Source organism: Paenibacillus riograndensis SBR5, assembly GCF_000981585.1.
Lineage (GTDB): Bacteria > Bacillota > Bacilli > Paenibacillales > Paenibacillaceae > Paenibacillus_AQ > Paenibacillus_AQ riograndensis.
In genome coordinates this window covers 6,006,064-6,031,520 of the sequence record NZ_LN831776.1, presented here as the reverse complement: position 1 = coordinate 6,031,520, position 25,457 = coordinate 6,006,064, and the positions used below count along the sequence as shown (strand labels likewise).

Sequence of the window (25,457 nt, the reverse complement as noted above, 5' to 3'; positions counted from 1 at the left end):
CTATTTATTAATCTATCAAAGCCGCGTGACGGGCGGGGAAAAGAGGGCGTAAATGCGTATTTTGCATACGGGAGACTGGCATCTGGGGCGGACGCTGGAAGGAAGAAGCCGGCAGAAGGAGCAGGAGCAGTTCATCGATGAGCTGGTGGAGATTGCCGATGCAGCCCAGGCAGATCTTATCTTGATGGCGGGGGATGTCTATGATTCCGTGAATCCGCCGGCAGCGGCGGAGCAGCTGTTCTACGATGCAGCCGCCCGGCTGACTGCGGATGGCAGGCCGCTTGTGGTCATCTCCGGCAATCACGATCAGCCGGAGCGTGTCGCGTCCGTATCCCCGCTTGTCCGCAGACAAGGCATTGCACTGGTAGGCATGCCTACCTCCGAACCGGTGACGGTTCATGCCGCACGTACAGGCGAGGTTGCCAAAATCGCTGCGCTCCCTTACCCTTCCGAAGCACGGCTTGGCGAGCTCCTTGCCGGGGATGCGGGGGAAGATGAGCTTCGTCTTGCCTATAGTGCCCGGGTCGGCAGGCTGATGAATCTGCTGGGCCGGGAATTCACGCCCCAGACCGTTAATCTGGCGATGAGCCATATCTATGTGCTGGGCGGAGTGGAGAGTGACTCCGAGCGGCCTATTCAGGTCGGCGGAGCGTATACTGTAGATCCTTCAGCGTTGTCGTGCGGTGCACAGTATACAGCGCTTGGGCATCTGCACCGCGCCCAGCGCGTAAAAGGCGACAGCATGATCCGTTACAGCGGATCGCCGCTGGCCTACAGCTTCTCCGAAGCCGGCCAGGCGAAGTCCGTAGCATTGATAGAGGTTGCGCCCGGAGGCGAGCCCTCTTTCGAGGAAATTTATCTCCGCTGCGGCCGTCCTCTGGTGAACTGGAAGTCCTCCGGAGGCTTGCAGGAGGTCTACGGCTGGCTGGATGAAGGCCGGGACGCCACAGCTTTTATTGATCTGGAGCTCCGCCTCACGGAAGCGATGTCGCTGAATGATATCCAGCGGCTGCGCAAATCCCGCGAGGGGATTATACATATCCGCCCGGTTTATCCGCAGATGGAGCAGGAGCTTGAGGAGATGGCCCGCTCGCGCATGCCGGTGCAGGAGCTGTTCCGCAGATTTTATCAGCGGCAGACCGGCGGGGCAGAGCCTGAGGACAGCCTGATCGAGCTGTTCCTGGAGCTGGCGGAAGAAGAGCGGCGCGAGCCTGCGGAAGGGGAGGAGAACTGAAGTGAAACCAATTCTACTAAAAGTAGCCGGACTCCAAAGCTATAGAGAGCAGCAGGAGATTGATTTTGGAAGCCTGACGGAGACGGGGCTGTTCGGTATTTTCGGACCAACGGGAAGCGGCAAATCCAGCGTGCTGGACGCGATAACGCTGGCAATGTACGGAAAGGTGGAACGTGCGGTCAATGGGACCCAGGGTATCATGAACCATTCCGAGGACCAGCTAAGCGTTAGTTTTACTTTTGAGCTCACTTCCTCCTCAGGTCCCCGCCGTTACAGGGTCGAACGGAAATTCAAACGGACCGGAGACCAGTCAGTGAGCAATACGATCAGCCGTTTCATTGAAGTTGCCGCAGACGGTGATCATGTGCTGGCCGACAAGCTCGCGGATGTTACCCGGTGCGTGGAAGAGCATATCGGGCTCAAAATGGATGACTTCACCCGTGCCGTTGTACTGCCGCAGGGGAAATTTGCCGAATTTCTGTCGCTGCGCGGCGTGGACCGCAGACAAATGCTGCAGCGTCTTTTTCATCTGGAGCAGTATGGCGACGGGCTGGCGATGAAGCTCAGCCGCCGGGTCAAGGAGAATGAAGCCGCCCTGCGGGCGCTGGAAGCCGAGCAGCAGGGGCTGGGCAGTGCAGGCAAGGCGGATGTTGAGGCTGCCGCCGGACGGCTGCAGGAAGCGGTCCGGCAGGCGGCAGACTGCCGCAAGCGGCTGGATGAGGCGGTGCAGCGGGCGGAACGTTATGCCCGCATCCGCGAGCTGCAGGACGAGCGCGCCCGGCGCGAGGGGCAGCGCCAGGCTTTGCTCGCGCAGGAGGCGGACATTCTCCTGCTGGAGCAGAAGCTCGGCAAGTCTGACGAAGCCGAGAAAATGCTGCCCGCGCTGAAAGCCTGGCGCAGCGCGGAAGAGGCCTGGAAGAGCCGCCTGGCCCGCGCGGAGGGCCAGGAGGTGCAGGCCGCCGCCGCCGAGCGGAAGGCGGCGGAGCTGGCCGCAGCTGAAGCGGCCGCGCAGGCCGCGCTGGCTGCGGAGGAGCCCGCCCTCCGGCAGGGGGCGGATACGTACCGCCGCGCGCTCGAGCTGGAAGCTGAGCTCGGCGGGCTGCGGCGCGAGCGCGCGGCGGTGCTGGAGCGCCGCGACGAGGCCTCCCGCGGGCTGGCTGCCCGGCGGGAGAGCATGGCCCGGGAGCGTGAGCTTTTGGCCAAGGGCCAAAAGCGCCAGCACGAGCTGCAGCAGAGCCTGCAGCCGTTAGCGGTCCGCTCCCAGGAGCGGCAGTCGCTGCAGGAAGCCATGCAGCGGCTGCAAGGCCTGCGTTCCGCCTCCTCCCAGCGGGAGACGGCGGAACGTGAACGCGCCGAGCGCGCCGCGGTGCTCGCGGCGGCGGAGGCGCGGCTGGCCGCCGCCGGGGAGCGGCAGCGGTCGCTTGAGGCGCAGCGCGGCGGGGGAATCGCCGCCGCAGCGCTGCACCTGGAACAGCTGCGGGCCGGGGAGGCCGCAGCAGAGGCCGCCGCCGGTCAGCTGGAGCTTCATGGAAGTACGCTTGCGGCGGCGCTCAAAGGCCAAGAGCTGCACCGGCTCTCCCTGTCGCTCGCCAGTGAACTGCAGGACGGGCAGCCTTGTCCGGTCTGCGGCAGCCTCCACCACCCCGCGCCGGCGCTGGCAGAGGACAGCGCCGGGCGGGAAGAGCTGGAACGCCAGCTCGAACAGTCCCGGACCCTGGGCAGACGGGCGCTTGAAGCGCGGCATTGGTTCCGGAGCCTGCTGGAGCAAGACGTGGCCTGGCTGGAGCAGGTATACGGCGCAGAGGCGGCAGAATCCTTCGCAGCACCTGCGGCTGCAGGAATGGAGCAGCGCGGCGGTACCACGGCTTCTGCAGCCCTTTCCAGCCTTGCAGCTGCTCGGAACTCTTATGACCCATCGCGTTTAACGGCCCCTTCCAGTCATGAAGCTGCCCAGGACTCTCTTGACCCATCGCGTTCACCGGCCCCCTCCAGCCATGAAGCAGTCCAGGACTCTTTTGATCTATCGCGTCCGCCGGTCCATTCCAGCCTTGAAGCAGCCGAGGACTCGTTTGATCCATCGCAGGCTGCGGCTGCTTCGGGTCCCGATGCAGCTTCCGGTTCCCCCACAGTTCCTGATGAGCAGGCCCTGTCCCACTTGGAAGCTGAATTTTCTGCGCTGAAGTCCCGTTCCGGTGAATTGCGCCGGGTTGCAGCAGAGTGGCAGCGTTCCTTGCAGGAGCAGCAGCAGCTGAGCCACAAGGAAGCTGCGGCGGTGGAAGCCGAAGCAGTGTGGCTGCAAGGCCTGACAGCCAAGGCCGGAGAGCTGGACCGGCAGCTGGGAGAACTCCGGGAGGAATGGTCACGGCTGTTTCCGGAGCTGGCACCGGATGAAGCCGAACATGCCTACCGGGAAATGCTGAAGAAGGATGAGCAGGCTGAGGAAATCAGAGGGCGGCTGGAGATCAGTGTCAAGTTTCTGGATGACAAGAGCACTTCCGTGCAGGCGCTGCAGGAAGAGATTGCAGCTTTGGACAGAGACTTGGCCCAGTGGAACGCGCAGCTTGAAGGCAAAGAAGCACTGGAGCGGGAGAAGGAGCAGCGTCTGCTCCAGTGGACCGGCGGCCGGGCGGCCGCTGCATTGCTGGCAGAATGCGAGAAACGCCTGCAGGAGCTGCAGACAGGACTGGAGAGCAGCAGACAGGTTCACCGGTCGGCAGCAGAACAGGCACAGCATGCGGTGAAGGAAGCCGCTATCAGCCGTCAGGCGGCGGAGTCCGCCCGTGAGCATTCCGAGGCCGCAGTCTCGATTTGGCAGGATTGCCTCCAGACCTCAGCGTTTGAATCCGCCTCCGAGGTGGAGGGCGCAGCACTTGCGCCGGAGGAACGGGCAGAGGCTGCTGCCCGGGTGCGGGCCCACCGTGACGGTGAAGCTGAAGTTGCGCTCCAGCTGCGGAATATTGAAGAGAAGCTGGAAGGGGCTGTGCTCAGCACAGAAGAGTGGCAGGAAAGTCAGGAGACTCTGCGCAGATGCAAGGAAGACGATGAGACTGCACTGCAGGACCGGGCCCGGGCTGAACGCGATCTGGAAGATCTGCAGCACCGGCATATCCGCTGGATGGAGCTGGAAGGCGAGCGTGCGGAGCATGCGGCCCTTCAGGACCGGCTGTCCAAGCTGCAAACGGTGCTGCGCGGAAATGCTTTTGTGGAGTATATTGCCGAGGAGCAGCTGATGCAGGTCTGCCAGGCCGCTTCACAGCGGCTGCGTTTCCTGAGCAAGCAGCGTTATGCGCTTGAGGTTGATTCCGGGGGAGGGTTTGTGATTCGGGATGACGGGAATGGCGGAGTGCGGCGTCCTGTATCCACTTTGTCCGGCGGGGAGACCTTCCTGACCTCTTTGTCCCTGGCGCTGGCGCTTTCGGCGCAGATTCAGCTTCGCGGGCAGTACCCGCTGCAGTTCTTTTTTCTGGATGAAGGCTTCGGCACACTGGACCCGGATCTGCTCGATACTGTTATCACTTCGCTCGAAAGATTGCATAATGATCAGCTCTCTGTAGGCATTATCAGCCACGTTCCCGAACTAAGAGCACGTCTGCCCCGCAAGCTGGTTGTCATCCCGGCAGAGCAGGGAGGCGGGGGCTCGCGGATTATACTGGAAAAAATGTGATGTCCGGCATTTAGTGTGATAACTGTCACAGATACAGCATCATCCCGTTGTTATAATACAGCTAAGCCGACATCATTTGAAACACCTCGGCGGACGTATGACCGGGAGCATTTCTCCTTTTCATACGTCCGCCGCCGAATCAGCTTTCTAAGCTGAGCAGGGTGTTTCTTTTTTTTGTGCAAATAAACTTCGGGTTAAGCCATAAGCGTGCTTAGCGAGGGCCTTCGGCGGCTGCTATATCTTCATTTAGTGAAGCAGCAGCTAAATCGGCTTTTAAATAATCATCATTGTGCGGAAGCTTCAACCGGAGATCCTCACTGCTGCAAATCGATATCGTGCAGTGCTCCACTATAAAGTCGAGAACATGTCCTCCTCCGTTGCGGGCATCGTTAATATAATGCAAATGATATCCTGAGACTCCGATCCCCTGGGCAAACGCTGGCATCCAGAAGCCGGCGATCACTCCGTCTTCATTAGAGAAATGGAACGATGGCTCGTTCTCCGTCACTTCAACAAAGGGCTTGTAAGGCTTGTCTTGATGCGAAACAGTGCGTGTGTGCACCTCGCGGAAATGTCCGTCGATACGGATCGCATAAAATATATTTGGACTCGGCAGGAGCGTATGGATCACCTGTTCAAGCTCGCTCCGGGCCAGGGGGGTGTGCACCAGCAGCGTCTGATCCTGCTCAAAGAAGGTCACGGTAGAGAAGGGGGTGCTCTCTTCCAGACTTACTGGTCTGGCGCTGCCGTCCGGGTACAGATGGTAGAAGCCTCCGTCGAAGGCAATCATTTCACCGTCCAGCTGATGGAAGGTCCCGATGCCGAAATCTCCGTATTCTTTCAGTTTGCCAAAACTCACTGATCCGTCATACTGGCCGCTCAGCAGGGCAATCATTGTGGAAACCTGATAAATCACATGATTTTTCATGAGGGAAGAACTCCTTTTTGGAAGATGAAATCGGTTCATGGAATGAGGCAGCAGCTATTCACCGGGCTTGGTATTGTCCGAAAATAGCAGTATCTTCTGTTCCTGTACTCATTTCTAAACAACCCCCTTTATTTTATTACCATAAAAAGTAAAATCAACAGTTTTATTTTTAATTAACAAATGTAATAAATAACATATTATAGTTGATTTGAGGTCTTCAAATAATAATCCGGACGAATTATAGGCCCAGAAGTGACCTATACAGGGTATGTTCCCGGCGCCTTTCCCAATCGGGAATTATCCTGTATGATTATAGACATCAATTATGATGCCGCGACGAAAGCCATTCCCAAGCATAGCTTGCAGAGGCCAAATGTACTTGCTGGACTTTCACCAAAACTGACAGGAGGAAGCATTCCCATGGAAACTGTGTTTAGCAAAATTATTGAGGGTTCAATCCCTTCCAAAAAGGTCTTCGAGAATGAACGGATTCTGGCTTTCTATGATATAGAGCCTGCAGCCCCGGTTCATGTGCTGATCATTCCCAAGAAGTTCATTGCTTCCATGAATGATGTTGCACCGGAGGACCTGCCGCTGATCGGGGAGATTCACGCTGTAGCACAGCAAATTGCTGTAGAGCTCGGAATTGCGGACAGCGGGTACCGTCTGATTAACAATTGTGGACCGGACAGCGGACAGGCCGTGCCTCATCTCCATTATCACTTGCTTGGCGGTGCCAAATTAGGCGCGCTTGTCGGCAGCTCGACATCCCACGCCTGACAGAAATCAAATACGGAGCACCCGGCCCAAAAAAAGAATGACACGAAGGTTGACACCTTATTTCGCTTTGACCTATAATGAAATTTGATGAACCGTGTTGTTATGCTCTTGGACGGTCTGGTCGGAGGGAGGGAAAACTGGTGTCTGAAACGAAAGTTCGCAAAAACGAGACAATTGATGCTGCACTTCGTCGCTTTAAACGTTCCATTGCTAAGGATGGTGTCTTGGCTGAGGTGAAGAAACGCAAGCATTATGAAAAGCCAAGCGTAAAGCGCAAGAAGAAGTCTGAGGCTGCTCGTAAGAGAAAGTTTTAGGAGGATTACCCACGCATGAATCTTAGCGAACGATTGAACGAAGATATGAAGCAAGCGATGAAGAGTAAGGACAAGTTCACACTCTCCACGATTCGAATGGTTCGTTCTACAATAAAGTATCTTGAAATAGATTTGAAGAGAACATTAGACGACAACGAAGTGCTTGATATCCTTAGTCGTGAAATCAAACAGCGCAAAGATGCCCTCCAAGAATTTGAATCAGCGGGTCGCGACGAGCTTGCCGCGAGTACGAAGGCAGAAATCGAGATTATCATGAAATACCTTCCAGATCAGCTTTCCGAAGAAGAAATTAAAGTAATTGTACAGCAGACCATCCAGGAAACCGGTGCTTCTTCGAAAAGTGAAATGGGTAAGGTGATGAGCGCACTGATGCCTAAGGTCAAAGGTCGCGCCGATGGTAAACTCGTGAACCAGGCGGTTCTGCAATTTCTGCAATAATATAACGCTAGCACCCCTTTGATAAGGGGTGTTTTTCATTTTATTGAGAAATAACTTGGAAGCTTCAGATGAACATGAGATATTTATGGATATGTTTATCGGATTATTTTAGGGATACAGTATAGGATAGGCATATACTGTATCCCTTTTTCCGCTGTTCTGTCTGGTTTCGTTTATGAAACGCTTAGGCCTGCAGGGCGTACTATAGCATTATGGGCTGGAAATTGGGGAGGAAGGGAGAGGAGTCCTTGAACGGATTTCGAAAAATGGCTGCAGCGGGTATTTCCCTGCTTTTTCTGATGCTGTTTTTGTTGCCTATGGCGGGGAGGGTCAGCGCCGATAACACTGCACCCCGCGCACCGGGAACGGGTCCGGCAGAACCTAAGAGCGGTCCGGTATTTATCATACCGGTTGATCAGGAGATCGAGCGGGGGCTGCAGAGCTTTCTTGCGCGCGGGTTTCAGGAGGCGGCGAACTACGGAGCTGTCCTGATTCTGCTGGAAATTGATACCCCAGGGGGGCTGGTGAGCTCGGCCGAGCAGATCGGCATGATGGTGCGCGACAGTACAATTCCGACTGCTGCTTTCATTAACGGCGATGCGGCTTCAGCAGGCAGTTACATAGCACTGAATGCGGGCAGCATCATCATGAAGCCGGGCAGCATGATCGGTGCGGCTTCCCTGGTGGACGGCAAAGGCGGCAGTGTGGACGATGCCAAGCTGGTATCCTACTGGAAAGCAAAAATGGTCGGTGCCGCTGAGCTGAACGGGCGTGACCCGGAAATAGCCGCCGGAATGATGGATAAAAATATTGTGGTGAACAAGCCTGAGCTTGGTGTGAACAAGGCACATGGCCAGATTATCGCCCTTAGCAGCGATGAAGCGCTCAAAGCCGGTTACGCAGACAGCATCGCCAGTACACCTGAGGAGGCCATCACCTCGCTGGGCTATTCAACAGACGACATTTTTCGAGTAGAGCACACCGGTGCGGAAAAAATGTCGCATTTTCTGACAAATCCGATTGTGATGACGATTCTGCTCTTCGTCGGTATAGCGGGAATTGTCATCGAAATGCTGGTGCCGGGCTTCGGCGTTCCGGGGATCATTGGCACATTGGCTTTTGCGCTGTATTTCTTCGGCAACTATGTGGCAGGGTTTGCCGGTTCCGAAACCTGGCTGCTGTTCATTCTTGGACTTGTCATGCTGGTTCTGGAGCTGTTTGTGCCGAGCTTTGGCATACTTGGACTGCTTGGCTCAGTATTCCTCGTAGCAGGCGTAGTGAGGGCTGCTTACAACTATACGCATGCATTGTTCAGCCTGGGCATTGCTTTTGCCGCAGCGGCTGTGGTTATTGCGATAGTTGCAGTCACTTTTAAGGAGCGGGGGATCTGGAACAGGTTTATTTTACAGGACAGTCTTACCAAGGAGCAGGGATTTGTTCCCGTGCTGGAGAAGCTAAGTCTGGTCGGAGCCTCAGGCATCAGTATCACACCGCTCCGCCCGGCCGGCACAGCCAGTCTGAATGGTGAGCGGGTAGATGTGGTTACTGAGGGCTCTTTTATTGCCGCAGGAGCTTCCATTTCTGTGATCAAAGTCGAAGGCGGGCGTGTGGTCGTGAAGGAAGCAGCGGAGTAGGAGAACGGAATACAAATTGTAACGGAGGTCGGAAGAGGTATGATTGAAGCGTCAACAATTACTATTTTGCTGATCGCGGTTGTTGTGATTATCGTGCTGAGTGTGTTTTTCAGTTTTTTCCCGGTTATGCTGTGGGTTTCAGCTTGGGCTGCGGGTGTAAGAATCAGTATTATAACCCTGGTGGCGATGAGACTGCGGCGGGTTACGCCAAGCCGGATCGTCAATCCGCTGATCAAGGCCACCAAGGCGGGGCTGGGTGTGAACATCAATCAGCTTGAGAGCCATTATCTGGCGGGCGGTAACGTCGACCGGGTCGTCAATGCGCTGATCGCTGCACAGCGTGCCGATATTCCGCTGGAATTCACGCGAGCGGCTGCGATTGATCTGGCCGGACGCGATGTGCTGCTGGCTGTGCAGATGAGTGTTAATCCACGGGTTATTGAGACGCCGATTGTAGCCGCTGTTGCCAAAAACGGCATCGAGGTCAAGGTGAAGGCGAGAGTGACTGTACGGGCCAATATCGACCGTCTCGTCGGCGGTGCCGGTGAAGAAACGATTATCGCCCGTGTCGGCGAAGGGATTGTAACAACCGTAGGTTCGAGCAGCACCCATAAAGACGTGCTGGAGAATCCCGATTCCATCTCGCGGACGGTTTTGTCCAAAGGGCTTGATTCCGGAACCGCTTTTGAGATTCTTTCCATCGATATAGCTGACGTTGATGTGGGCAAAAATATCGGTGCTTACCTGCAAACGGAACAGGCTGAGGCAGACAAACGCATTGCCCAGGCCAAAGCTGAAGAGCGCAGAGCGATGGCGGTCGCGCATGAACAGGAAATGAAGGCCCGCGTCGTTGAGATGAAGGCGCTTGTCGTCGAATCCGAATCTCAGGTGCCGCTGGCAATGGCGGAAGCGCTGCGCTCCGGCAAGCTTGGGGTCATGGATTACATGAACCTCAAAAATATTGAAGCTGACACCCAAATGCGCGGTTCGCTCGGCAAACTAAATGATGGTGACGACAGCAGCCGTCCAACCAATAAATAAGGGGATGTGAGTTCCCATGGGCAGCCTGATCTACGTAGCCGCGATTATCATCATCGCAATCATTTCCAGCCTGAACAAGGCGGGTAAAAATAAAGGGGGGGCCGCTCCGCGCGGGGGAATGCCAACCTTCGGTGGAGGGGGCGGATATCCCCTGAATCCCGGCCGGCGTGCGAAGCGCGAGCCGGAATACGGGGACACCAATAAGCGCAGCGGATTCCCTGCTCCCGGAGGCAGTACCCCGTACCCGGGCCAGCCTGCCGCGTCCTGCGCTGAGGCGGATTATGACGCCTCTCCGGCTTGGCCGGAGTCTTCGGAGCGCCCCTCTCCCGACTATGAAACCGGCGAAGGCCTTTCGCTGGAGCAAGCCGGTGAAGAGGATGGGGTACAGGCCCGTGCCGAGCGGATGCAGCGTGAATTGGAGCGGCTGCATCTGCATTTTGACGGGGCTGCAGCCGGTGCGGACTCGGGAGAAAAAGGGGCCCGGCCTGATTCCAGTCCTGCCGGCAGCCGTGAATTTGCCGCTGACCGCAATGCGCTGCGGGAGGGGCTCATATGGGCGGAGATACTGGGTCCGCCACGTTCCCGGCAGCCCCGTTCTAACCGCAGGCAGATCTGACCGGCCTGATGAGAGTTTTGTGGTTCTAAAGCCCCGGTTGACTCCGGGGATAAGGTATCATTACAAGGGTGTCCCAAGCAGCTGTTTCTTGCCGCTGCTTGGGACACCTTTGTTGTTTTTGAACAAGGTTGCGATTTAAGTCACGAGTGTTCCCGCCTAATTCATAAACAATAGCGTTCCCGCATAAGGTGTACAGAAGGCAGGAAGGGGGAGAAGTCTACTTATGACCCGTATTGGCCGCAGGCTGCGGGGATGGACAAACGGGGTACTGGATCTTCCGCAGGATGTGCTGCAGGAGCTGCCCCGAATCACCCTGATCGGCAATAAAGAACTGTATATTGAGAACCACCGCGGCGTGCTGCATTTTTCTTCCGAGCAGCTGAGGCTTGCGTTAGTGAACGGCTCGCTGGAAATCTCCGGCGAGGGGCTTGTGATCCGGAATATTCTGGGCCAGGAGCTGGCAGTAGAGGGGATTATCGGGGAGATCAGATATAAGGGAAGCGAGGAGAACTCATGAAGCAGCCGCCTTTGGCATCACTGCGGGGGTTCGTTACACTGCATGTGACGGGACCGCAGGTGGAAAAGTTTATCAATGCTGTTACTGAAGCGGACATCGTCATCTGGGATGTGAGGCCTGCCGGGGACGGCGCTTCCCTGAACCTGCTGCTGGATGACTTTTTTGCCCTTCGGCCGCTCTTGAAAAAGACAGGCTGCCGCACCCGTGTCACGGCCAGAAACGGGCTGCCCTTTAATGCGGCCAAGCTGTGGAAACGGAAGTTTTTTGCTGCAGGATTGCTGTTGTTCGGCATTGGCCTGGTGCTGCTGTCTTCGATGATATGGACTGTCCAGATTGAAGGGAATGACCGGATTAACTCCGAGGATATTCTGCAGGCTGCACGCCATGAGGGGGTATATCCTTTCCAGTGGATTTGGCGCATGGATGATCCGGACAAGCTCTCCAAAAAGCTGACCTCAACGCTTCCGGGTGTCTCCTGGGTTGGGGTACAGCGGACGGGGACGAGCGTAAAAATCCATATTGTTGAATCCGACCAGCCGGAGAACAAGCCGCTGCTCAGCAAACGCCACCTGATCAGCAGGACGGATGCGGTGGTGACCGAAATCTACGCGGAGCAGGGCAGGCCGGTGGTAACCCGCAACACCCGGGTCAAAAAAGGGCAGATCCTGATCTCCGGTGCGATTGGGGATGAAGAAAATATGGAATATGTCGTTGCCAAAGGCGAGGTGAAAGGCCTGGTCTGGCACGAATACAATATAGAGGTGCCACTGAACCGGACAAGAAGCTCATATACAGGAGAGCGGAAGGACCGCACCTATCTGGTGCTGGGCAAATGGGCGGTCCAGTTATGGGGTTACGGTAAAGCAGACTTTGCGGAATCGCGTACACTGACGGAGCATGATCCGCTGACCTGGCGTTCTTTTCAGCTGCCGCTGGGGCTGCTGACCGAGAAGGAAATGGAGGTCCTGGATACTGCCGAAACATTGACGCCCGAGGCTGCACGCGAGGAAGGGATTACGCGGGCGAAGAATGATATTCTGGCCCGTTACGGCACAGACAGCGTTATTAAAAGTCAAAAAATTTTGCATGAGAAGAAAGAGAATGGTAAAGTTTATATGAAAGTGCTCTTTGAAGTGGAAGAGAGAATTACGCAAGAACTTCCAATAGTAAACAACTGAGGAGAATGAGGCTACTTGTCAGAACAGACTGCAAGCATTCGTATATCTTTGCAAAATGCGGGAGAAGCGCAATCCCTGTTCGGCCCGCAGGATGGTTTTCTAAAAATAATCGAAAGTGAGATTCCGGCTGTAATTGACTCGCGTGAAGCTGAAATTACGATTCGCGGTGCGGAGCGGGAAGTGGACATGCTGGGGCAGCTTTTTGGTGTGCTGCTCTCCCTGATCCGCAGCGGCTATATCCTCAGTGAGCGGGATATTCAGTATGCGGTGGAGCTGGCAAAGGATTTCCGGGCCGATCAGCTGCTTGATTTGTTCAAGGGTGAAATCACGACAACCTTCCGCGGCAAGCCCATCCGGGTCAAAACAATCGGCCAGAAGCATTATGTGACTACGATCAAAAAGCGGGACATCGTCTTCGGCATCGGGCCTGCCGGTACCGGCAAAACCTATCTTGCAGTGGTACTGGCCGTTACGGCGCTGAAGGAAGGGTCCGTGAAACGAATAGTGCTTACGCGTCCGGCAGTGGAGGCGGGAGAGAGCCTGGGCTTCCTCCCAGGGGATCTGCAGGAAAAGGTAGATCCATATCTCCGTCCGCTCTACGACGCTTTATACGACGTTATGGGCCCCGATCAGGTCGCCAAAGCGCTGGAGCGCGGGCTGATTGAGATTGCTCCGCTTGCATACATGCGCGGGCGCACGCTGGATGATTCTTTTATCATTCTCGATGAGGCCCAGAATACGACTCCGGAACAAATGAAAATGTTTTTGACCCGCCTAGGGTTCGGCTCCAAGATGGTGATTACGGGGGATGTGACCCAAATCGACCTGCCCCGCGGCAAAAAATCGGGATTGATTGAAGCCAAAACGATTTTATCCGGCATTGATGAGCTGGGCTTTGTCTATTTTGCAGAACAGGATGTAGTCCGGCATTCCCTCGTGCAGAAAATTATCGTCGCCTATGAACGCTCTGCCGAAAACCTCGAATAAAAAAGGGGACTGTCTTCATGGCCTCAAAGCAACCATCGAAATTAAGCGGATTTGTATACAATAGCAACGGGTGGAAGTATAGCGCGGTGACGCGCTATGCTCTTTTCCTGTTATTGGGGCTTGTTTTCTACTTCAGCCTGTCCTCGGACCTGGTACCCAAGAAGTATGACATCAAAGAGGGAACCCACAGTGCCAAGGAAATCACTGCACCCAAGCAAATCCTTGACACCAAAGCCAAGCTAAAAGCCCAGGAAGAAGCGGCTGAGAATGTGACCAACCGCTATGCGATTATTCCAATGAGAGCGGACACTCTTGTAACTTCTCTGCTGGACCGGATCGACCGCCTTAATCAGGATGACCTGATCTCGCAAAGTGACAAAACGGCGATTTACCGTGAGGAGATCCCGCAGCGGGCCAGTGATTTTATTCTGAATTTTGTAGCCTCCAGCCGGAATGCAGGCACCTATTCCGATACGCTGCTGGATGAGATGCAGTCCGTGATCAAGGATCAGACTTATGTTATTCCGGAAGAGACTTACATCAAAATTCCGCGTCTGACCTCGCAGGACATTATCGAGATGAAGCCGGTGGCCCGGGATATTGTCACCAAGCTGATGAACGACCAGATTACCGATGCCCAGTCCGCGCGCGCCAAGGTGGCCGAGCAGGTGAGCGTCAGTTCGCTGAGCCAGCGCACGGCCCGTGAGGTGGTGCAGGAACTGGTGCGGCTGGTGATTACGAGCAACAAGTTCTACGACGAGGAAGCAACCAAGGAAGCGAAAGTGCAGGCCCGCGAAAATACACCCGATGTGTTCATTGAGCAGGGGGATGTGCTTGTCGCGAAAGGGGAGCTGATCACTCCTGAGCTGTATACCCTTCTGGACGACAACGGACTGTTGAGCAACGAAGTCAACTACTGGCCGCAGTTCGGCCTGCTGATTTTATCTGCTTTGTTATCCTTTGGCCTGTTTACATTCATCCGGTATTCAGGCGGAGCTTCCGGCTTCAAGTATAATAACTCCCAGCTGCTTATGCTGGTGCTGGTATTTATAATTACGATTATTACGGTTAAGCTCGCTGCGTTTCTGCAGACGGATGCACGAGCATACGTCGGTTTCCTGGCGCCGGTAGCGATTGGCGCGATGCTGATCACCATGCTGCTGGATATGTCGCTGGCCTACTTCTGTTCCATTTTATTCAGCATTCTTGCCAGTATTATGCTCAATGTGCAGCAGAACACGATCTTTGATTTCACCTTCGGTTTCTTTGCGCTTATCGTTAGCTATGTCGCTATTTTTGCCACTCACCGTGCAGGGCAGCGCTCCACGCTCCTGAAAGGCGGAATCATGGTATCCCTGATTGGCAGCGTGACTGTATTTATGCTGAATGTGCTGGCCGGAGGTGTCTGGAACCAGACGCAGGCTTTATATGCGATTGGCTTCTCTTTTGCCAGCGGTCTGCTGACTGCAGTGCTGGTTATCGGTCTGATGCCTTTCTTCGAGGCTACCTTCGGTATCTTGTCGGCGCTGAAGCTGGTGGAGCTGTCGAATCCGAACCATCCCCTGCTGCGCAAGCTGCTTACGGAAACGCCGGGAACCTATCATCACAGCGTGATGGTCGGGAACCTGTCGGAAGCGGCGGCGGAGGCGATTGGCGCAGATGGATTGCTTTGCCGGGTAGGCTCTTATTATCACGATATCGGCAAGACCAAGCGGCCGTTTTATTTCATAGAGAACCAGAACAACATGGAGAATCCGCATGATTCGATTGAGCCGATGCTCAGTAAGTCGATCATTGTGGCGCATGCCCGGGACGGGGTGGAAATGCTGAAGGAGTACAAGCTGCCGAAGCCGATCCGGGATATTGCCGAACAGCATCACGGCACGACATTCCTGCATTATTTTTATCATAAAGCACTGAAGCTGGCTGAGGAAAAGGGTGTGGAGCCCGATTTCACCGAAGAGGACTTCAGATATCCGGGACCAAAAGCCCAGTCCAAGGAATCGGCCGTAGTCGGAATAGCCGACAGTGTGGAAGCAGCCGTCCGTTCGCTCCGCAAGCCTACAGTTGTACAGGTGGAGACGATGATTGAGAAAATCATCAAGAGCCGTCTGGACGATCATCAGTTTGATGAATGCGATCTGACGATCAAGGAGCTGGATATCATTGCGCGGACGCTGAAAGAAACGGTAATGGGGATTTTTCATTCACGGATCGAATATCCCGAGGATGTGAAAAAACCGAAAAAAGAGGAAGGGGCCGTAACAACATGAGCCTTGCAATCGTCTGGAATAACGAACAGGAAGAACACCCAATAAGCGATGAGCTGATTACTCTGCTGGAGAGTATTTTGCAAAAGGCCGGCGAAGCGGAAGGGATTGACGAAGGCGAAGTGGATCTTACTTTTGTCAATAACGAACGCATTCATGAATTGAATCTGGAATACCGGGGGATTGACCGTCCGACGGATGTGCTGTCTTTTGCCATGAACGAAACCGGGGAAGACGAGCCTGAAATTATATATGCTCTTGAAGAAGATGAAGAAGGAGAGGATGTTCCTTATGTATTGGGCGACATCATTATCTCCGTAACCCGGGCGCAGGAGCAGGCGCTGGAATATGGCCATTCGCTGGAACGGGAACTGGGCTTCCTGTTCGTCCACGGTTTCCTGCATCTGCTGGGCTATGATCATCAGGATGCGGTTTCGGAAGCCGAAATGATGTCCAAACAGGAAAAGGTGCTGGCTCAGGTTGGGTTGACACGCTAATGGTCAAGAATACGGCGGTAGGCCACAAAAAATTCTGGCACTCTTTTCGGTTTGCGGCGCACGGCATTGCCTCTGCGTTCAAGTCTGAGCTGAATATGAAGGTGCACAGCACTTTGGCTGTACTCGTGCTTGCTGCCGCCGTCATCCTCAGACTCCCCCCGTCAAGCTGGATGCTGCTGCTGCTCGCAATTACGCTCGTTCTGGCCGCTGAGCTGCTGAACACAGCTATTGAAGCGACAATCGATCTGGTCTCTCCGGAGATTCATCCCTTGGCCAAAAAAGCGAAAGACACCGCCGCAGGGGCCGTACTGCTCACGGCGGTCTTTGCCGCCATCGTGGGAATCTACGTATTTTATCATCCTGTGATGGACTGGATCACCGGACTTATGTCATAATCAGTTTACAACTTCAGCTTATGGGAGAGGCGGACCCGCGTTTTGCGCTCCGTCTTTCATTGTCTTCACTCTCGGTAAGCTTCACTCTATGGATTTACAAAACTTAAGCGTATGCTTCCGAAGAAAGTTTTGTAAGAAGCGATTCGGATGATGCATAGGCTCACAAAACTTAAGCGTATGCTTCCGAAGCGAGTTTTATTGCGTAGTAAAAACATGTAGCATAGCTTCATAAAACTTTTAGGAGGACAACAATGGAATCTGCTCTTCTTTTACAGGAAGCGATCAAAGCACGGGCCAATGCCTATATCCCCTATTCCCGTTTTGGTGTCGGGGCAGCCTTGCTGGACCAGGACGGCCATGTTCATCATGGCTGCAATGTCGAAAATGCCGCCTTCGGCCCGACGAATTGCGCAGAGCGGACCGCGCTTTTCCGCGCTATCGCCGACGGCCATAAGGCTGGAACGTTCAAGGCGATTGCGGTGATTGCCGATACTGACGGCCCGGTGTCTCCTTGCGGCGTGTGCCGCCAAGTCATGGTCGAGCTGTGCGCACCGGATATGAAGGTCATTCTCGGCAACCTGAGAGGCGATATTCAGGAGACTACCGTGCGGGACTTGCTCCCCGGCGCGTTTGGCCCCACTGATCTGGAACAGGGGCAGGCTCCCGAGTAATTCTGCGGTAAATTAATGGATTGAACCCATTAATGCTCTTAGTTCCTGTTAAAACACAGAAGCTCCATAAGTGCCTCTATTCTGGCAGAACTAACTGTGTTATATTGCGTGCTGTCTGGCTTAACTGCATATCGTACAGCTAAATAACGGATATTTGTGCTCCAAAAGACTATAATTGCAGTTAGTGCGGTTAAATTCGCTAAATGTAGGAAAAACAGCCTGTATTGGCAAAAATAATTGCGCGAAATACAGCTAAAATCGCAAAGTTGTAGTTATAGGCTGAAATAACTGCACAAAATACAATTAAGTTGTTGGAATAGCAGATGCTTTCAACTAATTTGGCTTTGCGCCAAGGAAGCAGGAAGGAAGATCATATGAAATTCAAATCAGGGTTTGTCGCCATTATCGGCAGACCAAACGTAGGCAAGTCGACCCTCATGAACCAGGTGATCGGACAGAAGATCGCCATCATGTCGGACAAGCCGCAGACCACCAGAAATAAAATTCACGGGGTATACACCGCGAACAATTCGCAGATTGTATTCCTGGACACACCGGGTATCCATAAAAGACAGTCCAAGCTGGGCGATTACATGAACCAGACGGCGATGAGCACATTGCATGAGGTGGAAGCCGTACTGTTCCTGGTGGATGCTTCTGAGGGCATGGGCGGAGGTGACCGCTATATTGCCGAGCAGCTCAAGGATGTCAAAACACCGGTCATTCTCGTAATGAACAAGATTGACAAAATCGAGCCGGAAGCCCTGCTTCCGCTGATTACCGAATACAATAAGCTGCATGAGTTCGCCGAAATCGTACCGATTTCCGCCAAGCTTGGCAGCAATGTAAATACACTGCTGGATCAGGTAGTGAAATACCTGCCTGAAGGCCCGCAGTATTATCCTGAAGATCAGATTACCGACCATCCGGAGCAGTTCGTCTGTGCAGAGCTGATCCGCGAGAAAATCCTGCATTTGACCCGCGAGGAGGTGCCGCATTCCATTGCGGTAGCCATCGAGGACATGCGTGTCGAATCCAATGGGGTTGTGCATGTGTCGGCCGTTATTTTTGTCGAGCGCGATTCCCAGAAGGGGATTATTATCGGCAAGCAGGGGGCGATGCTGAAGGAAGTCGGCAGACGGGCCCGTACCGATATCGAGAACCTGCTGGGTTCGAAGATTTTTCTGGAATTATGGGTAAAAGTGAAAAAAGACTGGCGCAATCAGGAACGCGTTCTGCGTGATTTGGGCTTCCACAAAGACCTTTAACCTCTGCATTTGCAGCTTTCTGGCAGGAATTGCAAGGATAGATCCTGGCCTATCGCACATCCTATTTCTGAAGAGACATCGTGTTTCCGAAGAAAGGATGAATACGAATGCGAGACTTTTCGTGGAAGTATTTTGCAATGACTGGGGATGTCGATGCATATCTGCTGTACAAACAAGCTGCAGATCCGCTTGAGGGCAGCCTGGAGCTGCCTGCGGAGGAAGAGAAGGTCCTGGATGAAGAAGCGCAATAAGGACTGGTTGCTTGCCGAATGGTTGGGGGAAGAGGCATGCTATACAGGGTGGAAGGGATCGTCATCCGCAGCATGGACTACGGCGAGGGGAACGCGATTATTACGCTTTGCACCGAAAACGCCGGCAAAGTAGGCGTCCTCGTACGCGGGGCCAAAAAGGTTAAAAGCCGCCATGCTGCCCTGATCCAGCTGTTCACTGCCGGGGAATATGTGTTTTTCCGCAACAACGGGGGGCTCGGAACACTGAATGCTGGTGAAATTACGAAGTCCCATCATCCGCTGCGGGAGGATCTGGTCAAAGCCGCTTATGCTTCATACGCCTGTGAGCTGCTTGACCGTGTGCTTCATGATGAGGAGACCGGCAGTTTTTGGTTCCGCCAGCTCACAGCCTGTCTCAATGCGCTAGAGGAAGACAAGGAGCCCGGCATCATTATAAATGTCTTTGAGATGAAAATTCTGCAGGCGGCAGGGTACGGTCCGCAGCTGGACAACTGCATTGTTTGCGGTCTGGACAAGCCGGATGAGGAACTGCGGGTAAGCCCCCGCCTCGGGGGCGTGCTCTGCCGCAGCTGCAGGCATAATGATCCTCCTGCAATGGAGATTTCTCCCCGCGCACTCAAGCTGCTGCGCTTGTTCGCTGCACTTGATCTCACACGGCTTGGCAATGTGAATGTGAAGGAAGGCACCCGTGCTGAACTCAAAAAGATCATGCGGGCCTTTATGGACCATCAGCTGGGGCTGAAGCTGAAGTCGCAGAATTTTCTCGACCAGCTTGATAAATACAATATTTGACGAAACGCCAAAAATCCGTTACTATAGGTTCAGTTTCTTGTTATAAATATGCCGTTATAGCTCCTAAGATGGAGAAACGTGCAGTGATCGGGAAAGTAATGAACAGTATTGCCCTTAAGCGAGCCGGGGAGAGTGGAAGCCTGGCAGGACAACGTTCATGAACATGGCACCCGGGAGTGCGAAAGCGGCGAATGAAAGTGGATTTCGTCATTTATTGATGAGATCAAGTAGGGTGGAACCGCGGGAGTATATTTCAGGCTCTCGTCCCTATGTCTGTATATCAGGCATGGGGGCGGGAGCTTTTTTGCCTTGTGGTCGGCAATAAGGATCTCATGTGAGACACCGCAAGGATAGAAGAGTGCCGCCTCCATCGACAGCAGGCAAGATGAACCATGGCAAGAGGCGCAGTTAAACTTGTGAAGCGAAGGAGTCGGTAGTATGAATTTTCAGCAGATGATTTTGACGCTGCAGCAGTTCTGGTCTGCCCAGAACTGTATTCTCGTTCAGCCGTATGACACGGAAAAAGGGGCAGGAACCATGAACCCCATGACCTTCCTGCGTTCGCTCGGACCGGAGCCGTGGAAGGTAGCTTATGTGGAGCCTTCACGCCGTCCCTCGGACGGACGTTACGGAGAGAACCCGAACCGCCTGTATCAGCATCACCAGTTCCAGGTGATTATCAAGCCATCGCCGGACAATATTCAAGAGCTGTATCTGGATAGTCTGAAGGCGCTTGGCGTAGATCCGCTTTTGCATGACATCCGTTTTGTTGAAGACAACTGGGAGAACCCTTCGCTGGGCTGCGCGGGCCTCGGCTGGGAAGTATGGCTGGATGGTATGGAAATCACACAATTTACGTATTTCCAGCAGGTCGGCGGCATTGAGACCAGTCCGGTGGCTGTCGAAATCACTTACGGCATGGAGCGTTTGGCCTCCTACATTCAGGAGAAGGAAAATGTGTTCGACCTGGAATGGGTGGGCGGCATGACCTACGGTGACGTATTCCATCAGCCGGAAGTAGAGCACTCAACCTATACATTCGAAGTCTCCGATGTCAAAATGCTGTTCACCCTCTTCAACACCTATGAAGAGGAAGCGCGCAGAGCGATGGAGCAGCATCTGGTGTTCCCGGCTTACGATTATGTGCTGAAATGCTCGCACACCTTCAACCTCCTGGATGCGCGGGGAGCCATTAGTGTGACCGAACGAACGGGCTTTATTACCCGAGTCCGCAACCTCGCCCGCACCGTAGCGGCGACCTATCTCGAGGAACGCGAGAAGCTCGGCTTCCCGCTGCTGAAGAAAGAAGGTGCTGACCTTGTCTAAGGATATATTGTTTGAGATCGGACTCGAAGAGGTTCCGGCCCGCTTCATCCGTGCTGCGATGGAGCAGCTTAAGGACAGAACCGTCAAATGGCTGGAAGCATCCCGCATTTCCCATAGCGGAGTCACCGCCTATGCCACACCGCGCCGTCTTGCCGTTCTGGTGAAGGATGCCGCCGAAAAACAAGAGGACATCAGTGAAGAAGTGAAGGGCCCCTCACGCAAAATCGCACTGGATGCCAGCGGCGAATGGAGCAAGGCTGCACTCGGTTTTGCCCGCAGCCAGGGGGTATCGCCGGAGCAGTTCACCTTTAAAGAGCTGGCAGGAGTGGAATATATTTATGCCACCAAAAACAGCGAGGGTGTAAACACCTCTTCGCTGTTGTCCGAAGGGCTTAGCGGCATTGTCAGCGCAATGACCTTCCCCAAGAACATGCGCTGGGGAGCCTATGATTTCAAATTCGTCCGTCCGATCCGCTGGCTGGTGGCCCTGTTCGGCCAAGAGGTGATTGATCTGGAAATCACCGGCGTCAAAGCCGGAAATGTAAGCCGGGGCCATCGTTTCCTGGGAACGGAAGCGGTTATTGCCGAGCCTGCGAAGTACGTGGAAACGATGCGCAGCCAGCATGTGCTGGTCGATGTGAAGGAACGCGAAGAGCTGATTCTGAGCCAGATCAACAAGCTGGCAGAAGAAAAGGGCTGGACGATTGCCATCAAAGACGATCTGCTGGAGGAAGTTTTGTTTCTCGTAGAAACGCCAACGGTGCTGTTCGGTACATTTGATGCAGCTTTCCTCAACATCCCGCAGGATGTGCTGATTACCTCGATGCGCGAGCATCAGCGCTACTTCCCGGTCTTTGACGCAGCGGGTGCGCTGCTGTCTTTCTTCGTCACAGTCCGCAACGGTAATGCGGAGTCGCTGGATGTCATCGCCAGAGGGAATGAGAAGGTGCTGCGTGCCCGCCTGTCGGACGCGAAGTTCTTTTATGAAGAGGATCAGAAGCTGCAGATCAGCGATGCGCTGGCCAAGCTTGAGAACATTGTGTATCACGAGGAACTGGGCAGCGTCGGGGACAAGGTCCGCCGGATTCGTGCGGTAGCTGACCGGTTAACGGTGAAGCTGGGGCTGTCCGCAAAGACAGCTGCTGAAGTCAGCCGGACGGCTGATATCTGCAAATTCGATCTGGTGACGCAAATGGTAAATGAGTTTTCCGAACTCCAGGGCACCATGGGTGAGGATTATGCCCGCAAAGCCGGTGAACCCGAAGCGGTTGCAAGAGGGATCTTCGAGCACTATCAGCCACGCTTTGCCGGAGACGCTGTTCCTGCTTCGGAAGTCGGCCTTGTGGTCAGCCTTGCGGATAAAATCGACACGATTGTCGGATGCTTTTCCATCGGCATTATTCCGACCGGTTCGCAGGACCCCTACGCCCTCCGCCGGCAGGCGGCAGGCATTGTGCAGATGGTCCTTGAGCATAAGCTGACGGTCTCTTTAGAGGAAATTTTTGATGCTGCCTTGGAGGTGCATGAAAATTTACGCACAGAGAAACCTTTTGCTCCTGACCTGCGTATAAACCTGTACGAGTTCTTCGGTCTGCGTGTAAAACGGCTGTTATCCGACAATGTCCGTTATGATGTTGTGGATGCGGTAATTGCTGCAGGCTTCGATGACATCGTGGCAGTAGTGGGAAGAAGCCGTGCGCTTATGGATACTGTAAACAGTCAGGCTGATTTCAAAATCACCGTAGATTCACTGACACGGGTCAGCAATCTGGCGGCTAAAGCCGCAGAAGGAACGGCCGTAGCGCCTTCTTTGCTGAAGGAAGAAGCGGAGCGCAAGCTATATGAGACTTGGCAGGCTATTCACTCACCGTACCAGGAAGCGCTCCGTGCCAGAAATGCGGAGGAAGCTCTGCGGATTCTGTCCGGCCTGAAGGATGCGGTTACCGGATTTTTCGATTCCGTAATGGTCATGGCCGAAGATGAGCAGATCCGTGCGAACCGCCTGGCGCTGCTGGCCGGCATCGATGCCGATTCCAAGGCGTTTGCCGATTTTGGCAAGCTGGTGTGGTAGTCTCTTTAGGAGATCCTGATGTCTGTATCCCCTAAAGTGTACGTTTTTGTACAGTTTATGGTATAGATCGATGGTTTAGGGTATAAATATACGGAACGGTGCCAATGCGTAAGTTGACATTCGTTCCGTATTTATGCTTTGTAAAGAAGGATTTCAGTTGGGCAAAGCGTATATATATTACACGGGAAATTGGTGATGAGCATGGAAAGATCACAGGAAAGGAAGATCGTGGTCGACGGGGATGCCTGCCCGGTGAAGGCAGAAATCATTGCCGTGGCCCGGAGCTTCGGCATCCCGGTAATCATGGTCTCTTCATACGATCATGTGCTGAGGGGTGAGGAAGGCGTCTCAATCGTTCAAGTGGATCGTGGGGCTGACAGTGCCGATCTGTACATTGCCAATCACATTACTGCAGGCGATATTGTCGTCACGCAGGATTACGGCCTGGCCGCGCTGGCGCTGGGCAAACGCTGCAGGGTTTTGTCTAACCGCGGACAGGAATATGATGATTTGGGCATGGATTTTATGCTGGAAAGCAGGCATGCCAGAGCCGTGGAGCGCAGGCGCGGCCATTATTCCAAGGGGCCGAAAGCGATCACCGCGGAAGAGAAAATTTATTTTCAACATAAACTGACAAAACTTTTAATGATTTTGCAGGAGAATGTCCAGCTATAGCGAATTATATTTATTTGTTAAGAGATGAAGGTGGTTGAAGTGGCTAGCGGACAAGGTAATATTCCGGAAGAAGTGATCGAGAGTGTCCTCGCACGGCATGACATTGTCGATACCGTCGGTAAGGTTGTCCATTTGTCCAAGCAGGGGAAATATTTATGGGGCCTCTGCCCGTTTCATTCGGAGAAAACACCTTCCTTCACTGTAACGCCCGAACGGGGCGTCTTTCATTGCTTTGGCTGCGGCATGGGGGGCAATGCCATCAAATTCAGGATGGAAATCGAAGGGTTATCCTTCCCCGAAGCAGTCAGAATAATGGCGGAAGAAAGTGATATCCCTGTTCCCGAGGGAACAGGAGGCGTTCTCTCCCCTCCTGATCCAGAGCGTGACCGGTTGATTCAGGCGTATGAACTGTCGGCCAAATTTTATCATTTTCTGCTGAAGAATACGGAATACGGCACTGCCGCCATGGATTATTTGAGATCCCGGGGCTTCAGCGGCAAGATGATCGACCAGTTCCAGATCGGCTATGCGCCGGACCGCTGGGATACACTGCTCCAGTTCCTGGACAAAAGGAGCTTCAATCTCGCCGAGATGGAGAAGGGCGGACTGCTGTCGGCCAGAGGCGAGGGCAAAGGATATATTGACCGTTTTCGCGGACGTGTCATTTTTCCGATTGCGAACCGCACAGGGAAGGTGATTGCTTTTGCCGGAAGAATTCTTGGAGACGGTCAGCCGAAATACTTGAATTCCCCGGAGAGCAGACTGTTTAACAAAAGCCGGATTCTGTACAACTTGCACCAATCCAAAGCATCCATCCGCAAAACGCGGCAAATCGTCCTTTTTGAAGGCTACGGTGATGTCATTTCGGCTTGGGAAGCAGGTGTGCATAACGGTGTGGCTACCATGGGAACCTCGCTGACAGAGGGGCATGTGGCTCTAATGAAGAGTCTGGGTGATGAGATCGTTCTGGCTTATGACGGCGATAAGGCAGGACAAGCCGCAGCAATGAAGGCGATCCCGATGCTGGAGGACAATGGCCTGCGGGTTAAGGTGGCTGTGCTTCCCAGCGGACTCGATCCAGATGAATTCATCTCCCGCCACGGGGGGGAGCGGTTTAAGGAGCAAGTCATTGATTCAGCGGTTTCATCCATTAAATTTAAGCTTATATATCTGAAAAAAAACCATATACTGCTAGAGGAAGACGGCAAAATAGCCTATGTCAAGGAGGCCCTGGAGATTATCGCCTCACTGCATTCCTCCACAGAGCGCGAGGTCTACCTGCGCGAAATCGCCTCCGAGCTGGAGCTGTCATATGATAGCTTGAAGCAGGACTGCAATTTACTTCGGGCGTCCATGCAAAAAAACCTTCCCGAAGGGGATAATAACGACAAAAGGTGGAATAATGGTAGGCATAAAAAAGGGCAGGTGCAGGCGCCGACTTTGCTGCCGGCTTATCATGTTGCCGAACGGCGGCTGTTGTCCTGGATGATACAGGACCCGGATGCCGCGGCATATGTAGGCGAACGCCTCGGAGAAGAGTTCAACATCGATGATCATGCGGCAATTGCCGCTTATCTATATGCCTATTACGCGCAAGGCAAACCCCCCGGCATCAGCCGGTTTTTATCATCGCTTCAGGATGACCGTCTGGAAAAAACCGCAACCGCGATTTCCATGATGGACACTCCTCCGGACTGGAATACACAGGTTCTGGATGACTGCATCCGTGAAGTGCGGAAATACCCCGTGCAACGCGGGATGGAACAAAAACGCGAAGAGATGATTCAGGCTGAGAAGTCGGGCGACTTTTTGCGTGCGGCACAAATAGCAAGTGAGATTATAGCCCTAGAGAGACAATGAGCAGTTGACAGGATGTACCTAGGGAGGAG

General features: G+C 54.0%; 23 protein-coding genes. 22 read left to right on the top strand and 1 reads right to left on the bottom strand.

The features are described from left to right. Positions 1–52 precede the first annotated feature (52 nt). Complete coding sequence (locus PRIO_RS25605) at positions 53–1,234, top strand: exonuclease SbcCD subunit D (protein ID WP_020430253.1); 1,182 nt, start codon at positions 53–55, stop codon at positions 1,232–1,234. 1 nt (position 1,235) lies between these two features. Continuing rightward, the gene (locus PRIO_RS25600; protein WP_046505314.1) at positions 1,236–4,898 is read left to right on the top strand and encodes an AAA family ATPase; all 3,663 of its coding nucleotides are present in this window, start codon (positions 1,236–1,238) and stop codon (positions 4,896–4,898) included. Positions 4,899–5,109: 211 nt separating this feature from the next. Here the strand turns inward: PRIO_RS25600 and budA are convergent, their stop codons facing one another. Further along, positions 5,110–5,826 carry an acetolactate decarboxylase gene (gene budA / locus PRIO_RS25595; protein WP_020426365.1) on the bottom strand — a complete coding sequence of 239 codons (717 nt, stop codon included), beginning with the start codon at positions 5,824–5,826 and terminating at the stop codon, positions 5,110–5,112. A gap of 420 nt (positions 5,827–6,246) precedes the next feature. On the opposite strand from budA, the gene PRIO_RS25590 reads away from it, so the two are divergent. The 20 genes from PRIO_RS25590 (at position 6,247) to dnaG (ending at position 25,428) form a co-directional block, all read left to right on the top strand. Then, positions 6,247–6,606 carry a histidine triad nucleotide-binding protein gene (locus tag PRIO_RS25590; RefSeq protein ID WP_020426366.1) on the top strand — a complete coding sequence of 120 codons (360 nt, stop codon included), beginning with the start codon at positions 6,247–6,249 and terminating at the stop codon, positions 6,604–6,606. 140 nt (positions 6,607–6,746) lie between these two features. Beyond that, positions 6,747–6,920, top strand: coding sequence for a 30S ribosomal protein S21 (gene rpsU, locus PRIO_RS25585; RefSeq protein WP_005547957.1), 174 nt, complete (start codon positions 6,747–6,749; stop codon positions 6,918–6,920). Positions 6,921–6,935: 15 nt separating this feature from the next. After that, positions 6,936–7,379, top strand: a complete 444-nt coding sequence (locus PRIO_RS25580; protein WP_020426367.1) for a GatB/YqeY domain-containing protein — start codon at positions 6,936–6,938, stop codon at positions 7,377–7,379. A 317-nt stretch (positions 7,380–7,696) separates the two neighbouring features. Further along, the gene (locus tag PRIO_RS25575; protein ID WP_407944505.1) at positions 7,697–9,013 is read left to right on the top strand and encodes an NfeD family protein; all 1,317 of its coding nucleotides are present in this window, start codon (positions 7,697–7,699) and stop codon (positions 9,011–9,013) included. A gap of 39 nt (positions 9,014–9,052) precedes the next feature. Then, positions 9,053–10,054, top strand: coding sequence for a flotillin-like protein FloA (floA, locus tag PRIO_RS25570; RefSeq protein WP_020426369.1), 1,002 nt, complete (start codon positions 9,053–9,055; stop codon positions 10,052–10,054). 16 nt (positions 10,055–10,070) lie between these two features. Next, entirely contained in the window at positions 10,071–10,670 is a 600-nt protein-coding gene (locus PRIO_RS25565) for a hypothetical protein (protein ID WP_046505282.1), read from the top strand. 223 nt (positions 10,671–10,893) lie between these two features. After that, positions 10,894–11,187, top strand: a complete 294-nt coding sequence (yqfC, locus tag PRIO_RS25560) for a sporulation protein YqfC (protein WP_020426372.1) — start codon at positions 10,894–10,896, stop codon at positions 11,185–11,187. Then, positions 11,184–12,365, top strand: a complete 1,182-nt coding sequence (gene yqfD / locus PRIO_RS25555; protein ID WP_020426373.1) for a sporulation protein YqfD — start codon at positions 11,184–11,186, stop codon at positions 12,363–12,365. Before yqfC ends, yqfD begins: the two co-directional genes overlap by 4 nt. A 15-nt stretch (positions 12,366–12,380) precedes the next feature. Beyond that, positions 12,381–13,352, top strand: a complete 972-nt coding sequence (locus PRIO_RS25550) for a PhoH family protein (protein WP_020426374.1) — start codon at positions 12,381–12,383, stop codon at positions 13,350–13,352. Positions 13,353–13,369: 17 nt separating this feature from the next. Beyond that, the gene (locus PRIO_RS25545) at positions 13,370–15,625 is read left to right on the top strand and encodes an HD family phosphohydrolase (RefSeq protein WP_020426375.1); all 2,256 of its coding nucleotides are present in this window, start codon (positions 13,370–13,372) and stop codon (positions 15,623–15,625) included. Beyond that, the gene (ybeY, locus tag PRIO_RS25540) at positions 15,622–16,119 is read left to right on the top strand and encodes an rRNA maturation RNase YbeY (RefSeq protein ID WP_020426376.1); all 498 of its coding nucleotides are present in this window, start codon (positions 15,622–15,624) and stop codon (positions 16,117–16,119) included. The genes PRIO_RS25545 and ybeY overlap by 4 nt, the downstream gene beginning before the upstream one ends. After that, positions 16,119–16,514 (top strand): diacylglycerol kinase family protein, encoded by a 396-nt coding sequence (locus PRIO_RS25535; protein ID WP_020426377.1) that lies wholly within the window; start codon positions 16,119–16,121, stop codon positions 16,512–16,514. The genes ybeY and PRIO_RS25535 overlap by 1 nt, the downstream gene beginning before the upstream one ends. 251 nt (positions 16,515–16,765) lie before the next feature. Beyond that, positions 16,766–17,185 carry a cytidine deaminase gene (cdd, locus tag PRIO_RS25530; protein ID WP_020426378.1) on the top strand — a complete coding sequence of 140 codons (420 nt, stop codon included), beginning with the start codon at positions 16,766–16,768 and terminating at the stop codon, positions 17,183–17,185. 374 nt (positions 17,186–17,559) lie between these two features. Next, positions 17,560–18,453 (top strand): GTPase Era, encoded by an 894-nt coding sequence (era, locus tag PRIO_RS25525; RefSeq protein ID WP_020426379.1) that lies wholly within the window; start codon positions 17,560–17,562, stop codon positions 18,451–18,453. A 107-nt stretch (positions 18,454–18,560) separates the two neighbouring features. Then, positions 18,561–18,704, top strand: a complete 144-nt coding sequence (locus PRIO_RS35095) for a YqzL family protein (protein WP_020426380.1) — start codon at positions 18,561–18,563, stop codon at positions 18,702–18,704. A gap of 36 nt (positions 18,705–18,740) precedes the next feature. Continuing rightward, a complete protein-coding gene (recO, locus tag PRIO_RS25520) occupies positions 18,741–19,496 on the top strand; it encodes a DNA repair protein RecO (protein ID WP_020426381.1) in 756 nt (251 codons plus the stop codon). A 438-nt stretch (positions 19,497–19,934) separates the two neighbouring features. After that, complete coding sequence (gene glyQ / locus PRIO_RS25515) at positions 19,935–20,822, top strand: glycine--tRNA ligase subunit alpha (RefSeq protein ID WP_020426382.1); 888 nt, start codon at positions 19,935–19,937, stop codon at positions 20,820–20,822. Next, on the top strand, positions 20,815–22,893 hold the full coding sequence (gene glyS / locus PRIO_RS25510; protein ID WP_020426383.1) for a glycine--tRNA ligase subunit beta: 2,079 nt from the start codon (positions 20,815–20,817) through the stop codon (positions 22,891–22,893). Before glyQ ends, glyS begins: the two co-directional genes overlap by 8 nt. A gap of 195 nt (positions 22,894–23,088) precedes the next feature. After that, positions 23,089–23,568: a YaiI/YqxD family protein gene (locus PRIO_RS25505; RefSeq protein ID WP_020426384.1), complete on the top strand. Its 480-nt coding sequence runs from the start codon at positions 23,089–23,091 to the stop codon at positions 23,566–23,568. A 39-nt stretch (positions 23,569–23,607) separates the two neighbouring features. Beyond that, entirely contained in the window at positions 23,608–25,428 is a 1,821-nt protein-coding gene (gene dnaG / locus PRIO_RS25500; RefSeq protein WP_039785724.1) for a DNA primase, read from the top strand. The last annotated feature ends 29 nt before the right edge of the window (positions 25,429–25,457 follow it).

Coding starts and splice junctions, on each gene's coding strand:
- PRIO_RS25605 (WP_020430253.1), top strand. CDS start 53: ATGCGTATTTTGCATACGGGAGACTGGCATCTGGGGCGGACGCTGGAA.
- budA (WP_020426365.1), bottom strand. CDS start 5,826: ATGAAAAATCATGTGATTTATCAGGTTTCCACAATGATTGCCCTGCTG.
- PRIO_RS25590 (WP_020426366.1), top strand. CDS start 6,247: ATGGAAACTGTGTTTAGCAAAATTATTGAGGGTTCAATCCCTTCCAAA.
- PRIO_RS25580 (WP_020426367.1), top strand. CDS start 6,936: ATGAATCTTAGCGAACGATTGAACGAAGATATGAAGCAAGCGATGAAG.
- PRIO_RS25575 (WP_407944505.1), top strand. CDS start 7,697: ATGGCGGGGAGGGTCAGCGCCGATAACACTGCACCCCGCGCACCGGGA.
- floA (WP_020426369.1), top strand. CDS start 9,053: ATGATTGAAGCGTCAACAATTACTATTTTGCTGATCGCGGTTGTTGTG.
- PRIO_RS25565 (WP_046505282.1), top strand. CDS start 10,071: ATGGGCAGCCTGATCTACGTAGCCGCGATTATCATCATCGCAATCATT.
- yqfC (WP_020426372.1), top strand. CDS start 10,894: ATGACCCGTATTGGCCGCAGGCTGCGGGGATGGACAAACGGGGTACTG.
- yqfD (WP_020426373.1), top strand. CDS start 11,184: ATGAAGCAGCCGCCTTTGGCATCACTGCGGGGGTTCGTTACACTGCAT.
- PRIO_RS25545 (WP_020426375.1), top strand. CDS start 13,370: ATGGCCTCAAAGCAACCATCGAAATTAAGCGGATTTGTATACAATAGC.
- ybeY (WP_020426376.1), top strand. CDS start 15,622: ATGAGCCTTGCAATCGTCTGGAATAACGAACAGGAAGAACACCCAATA.
- PRIO_RS25535 (WP_020426377.1), top strand. CDS start 16,119: ATGGTCAAGAATACGGCGGTAGGCCACAAAAAATTCTGGCACTCTTTT.
- cdd (WP_020426378.1), top strand. CDS start 16,766: ATGGAATCTGCTCTTCTTTTACAGGAAGCGATCAAAGCACGGGCCAAT.
- era (WP_020426379.1), top strand. CDS start 17,560: ATGAAATTCAAATCAGGGTTTGTCGCCATTATCGGCAGACCAAACGTA.
- PRIO_RS35095 (WP_020426380.1), top strand. CDS start 18,561: ATGCGAGACTTTTCGTGGAAGTATTTTGCAATGACTGGGGATGTCGAT.
- recO (WP_020426381.1), top strand. CDS start 18,741: ATGCTATACAGGGTGGAAGGGATCGTCATCCGCAGCATGGACTACGGC.
- glyQ (WP_020426382.1), top strand. CDS start 19,935: ATGAATTTTCAGCAGATGATTTTGACGCTGCAGCAGTTCTGGTCTGCC.
- PRIO_RS25505 (WP_020426384.1), top strand. CDS start 23,089: ATGAGCATGGAAAGATCACAGGAAAGGAAGATCGTGGTCGACGGGGAT.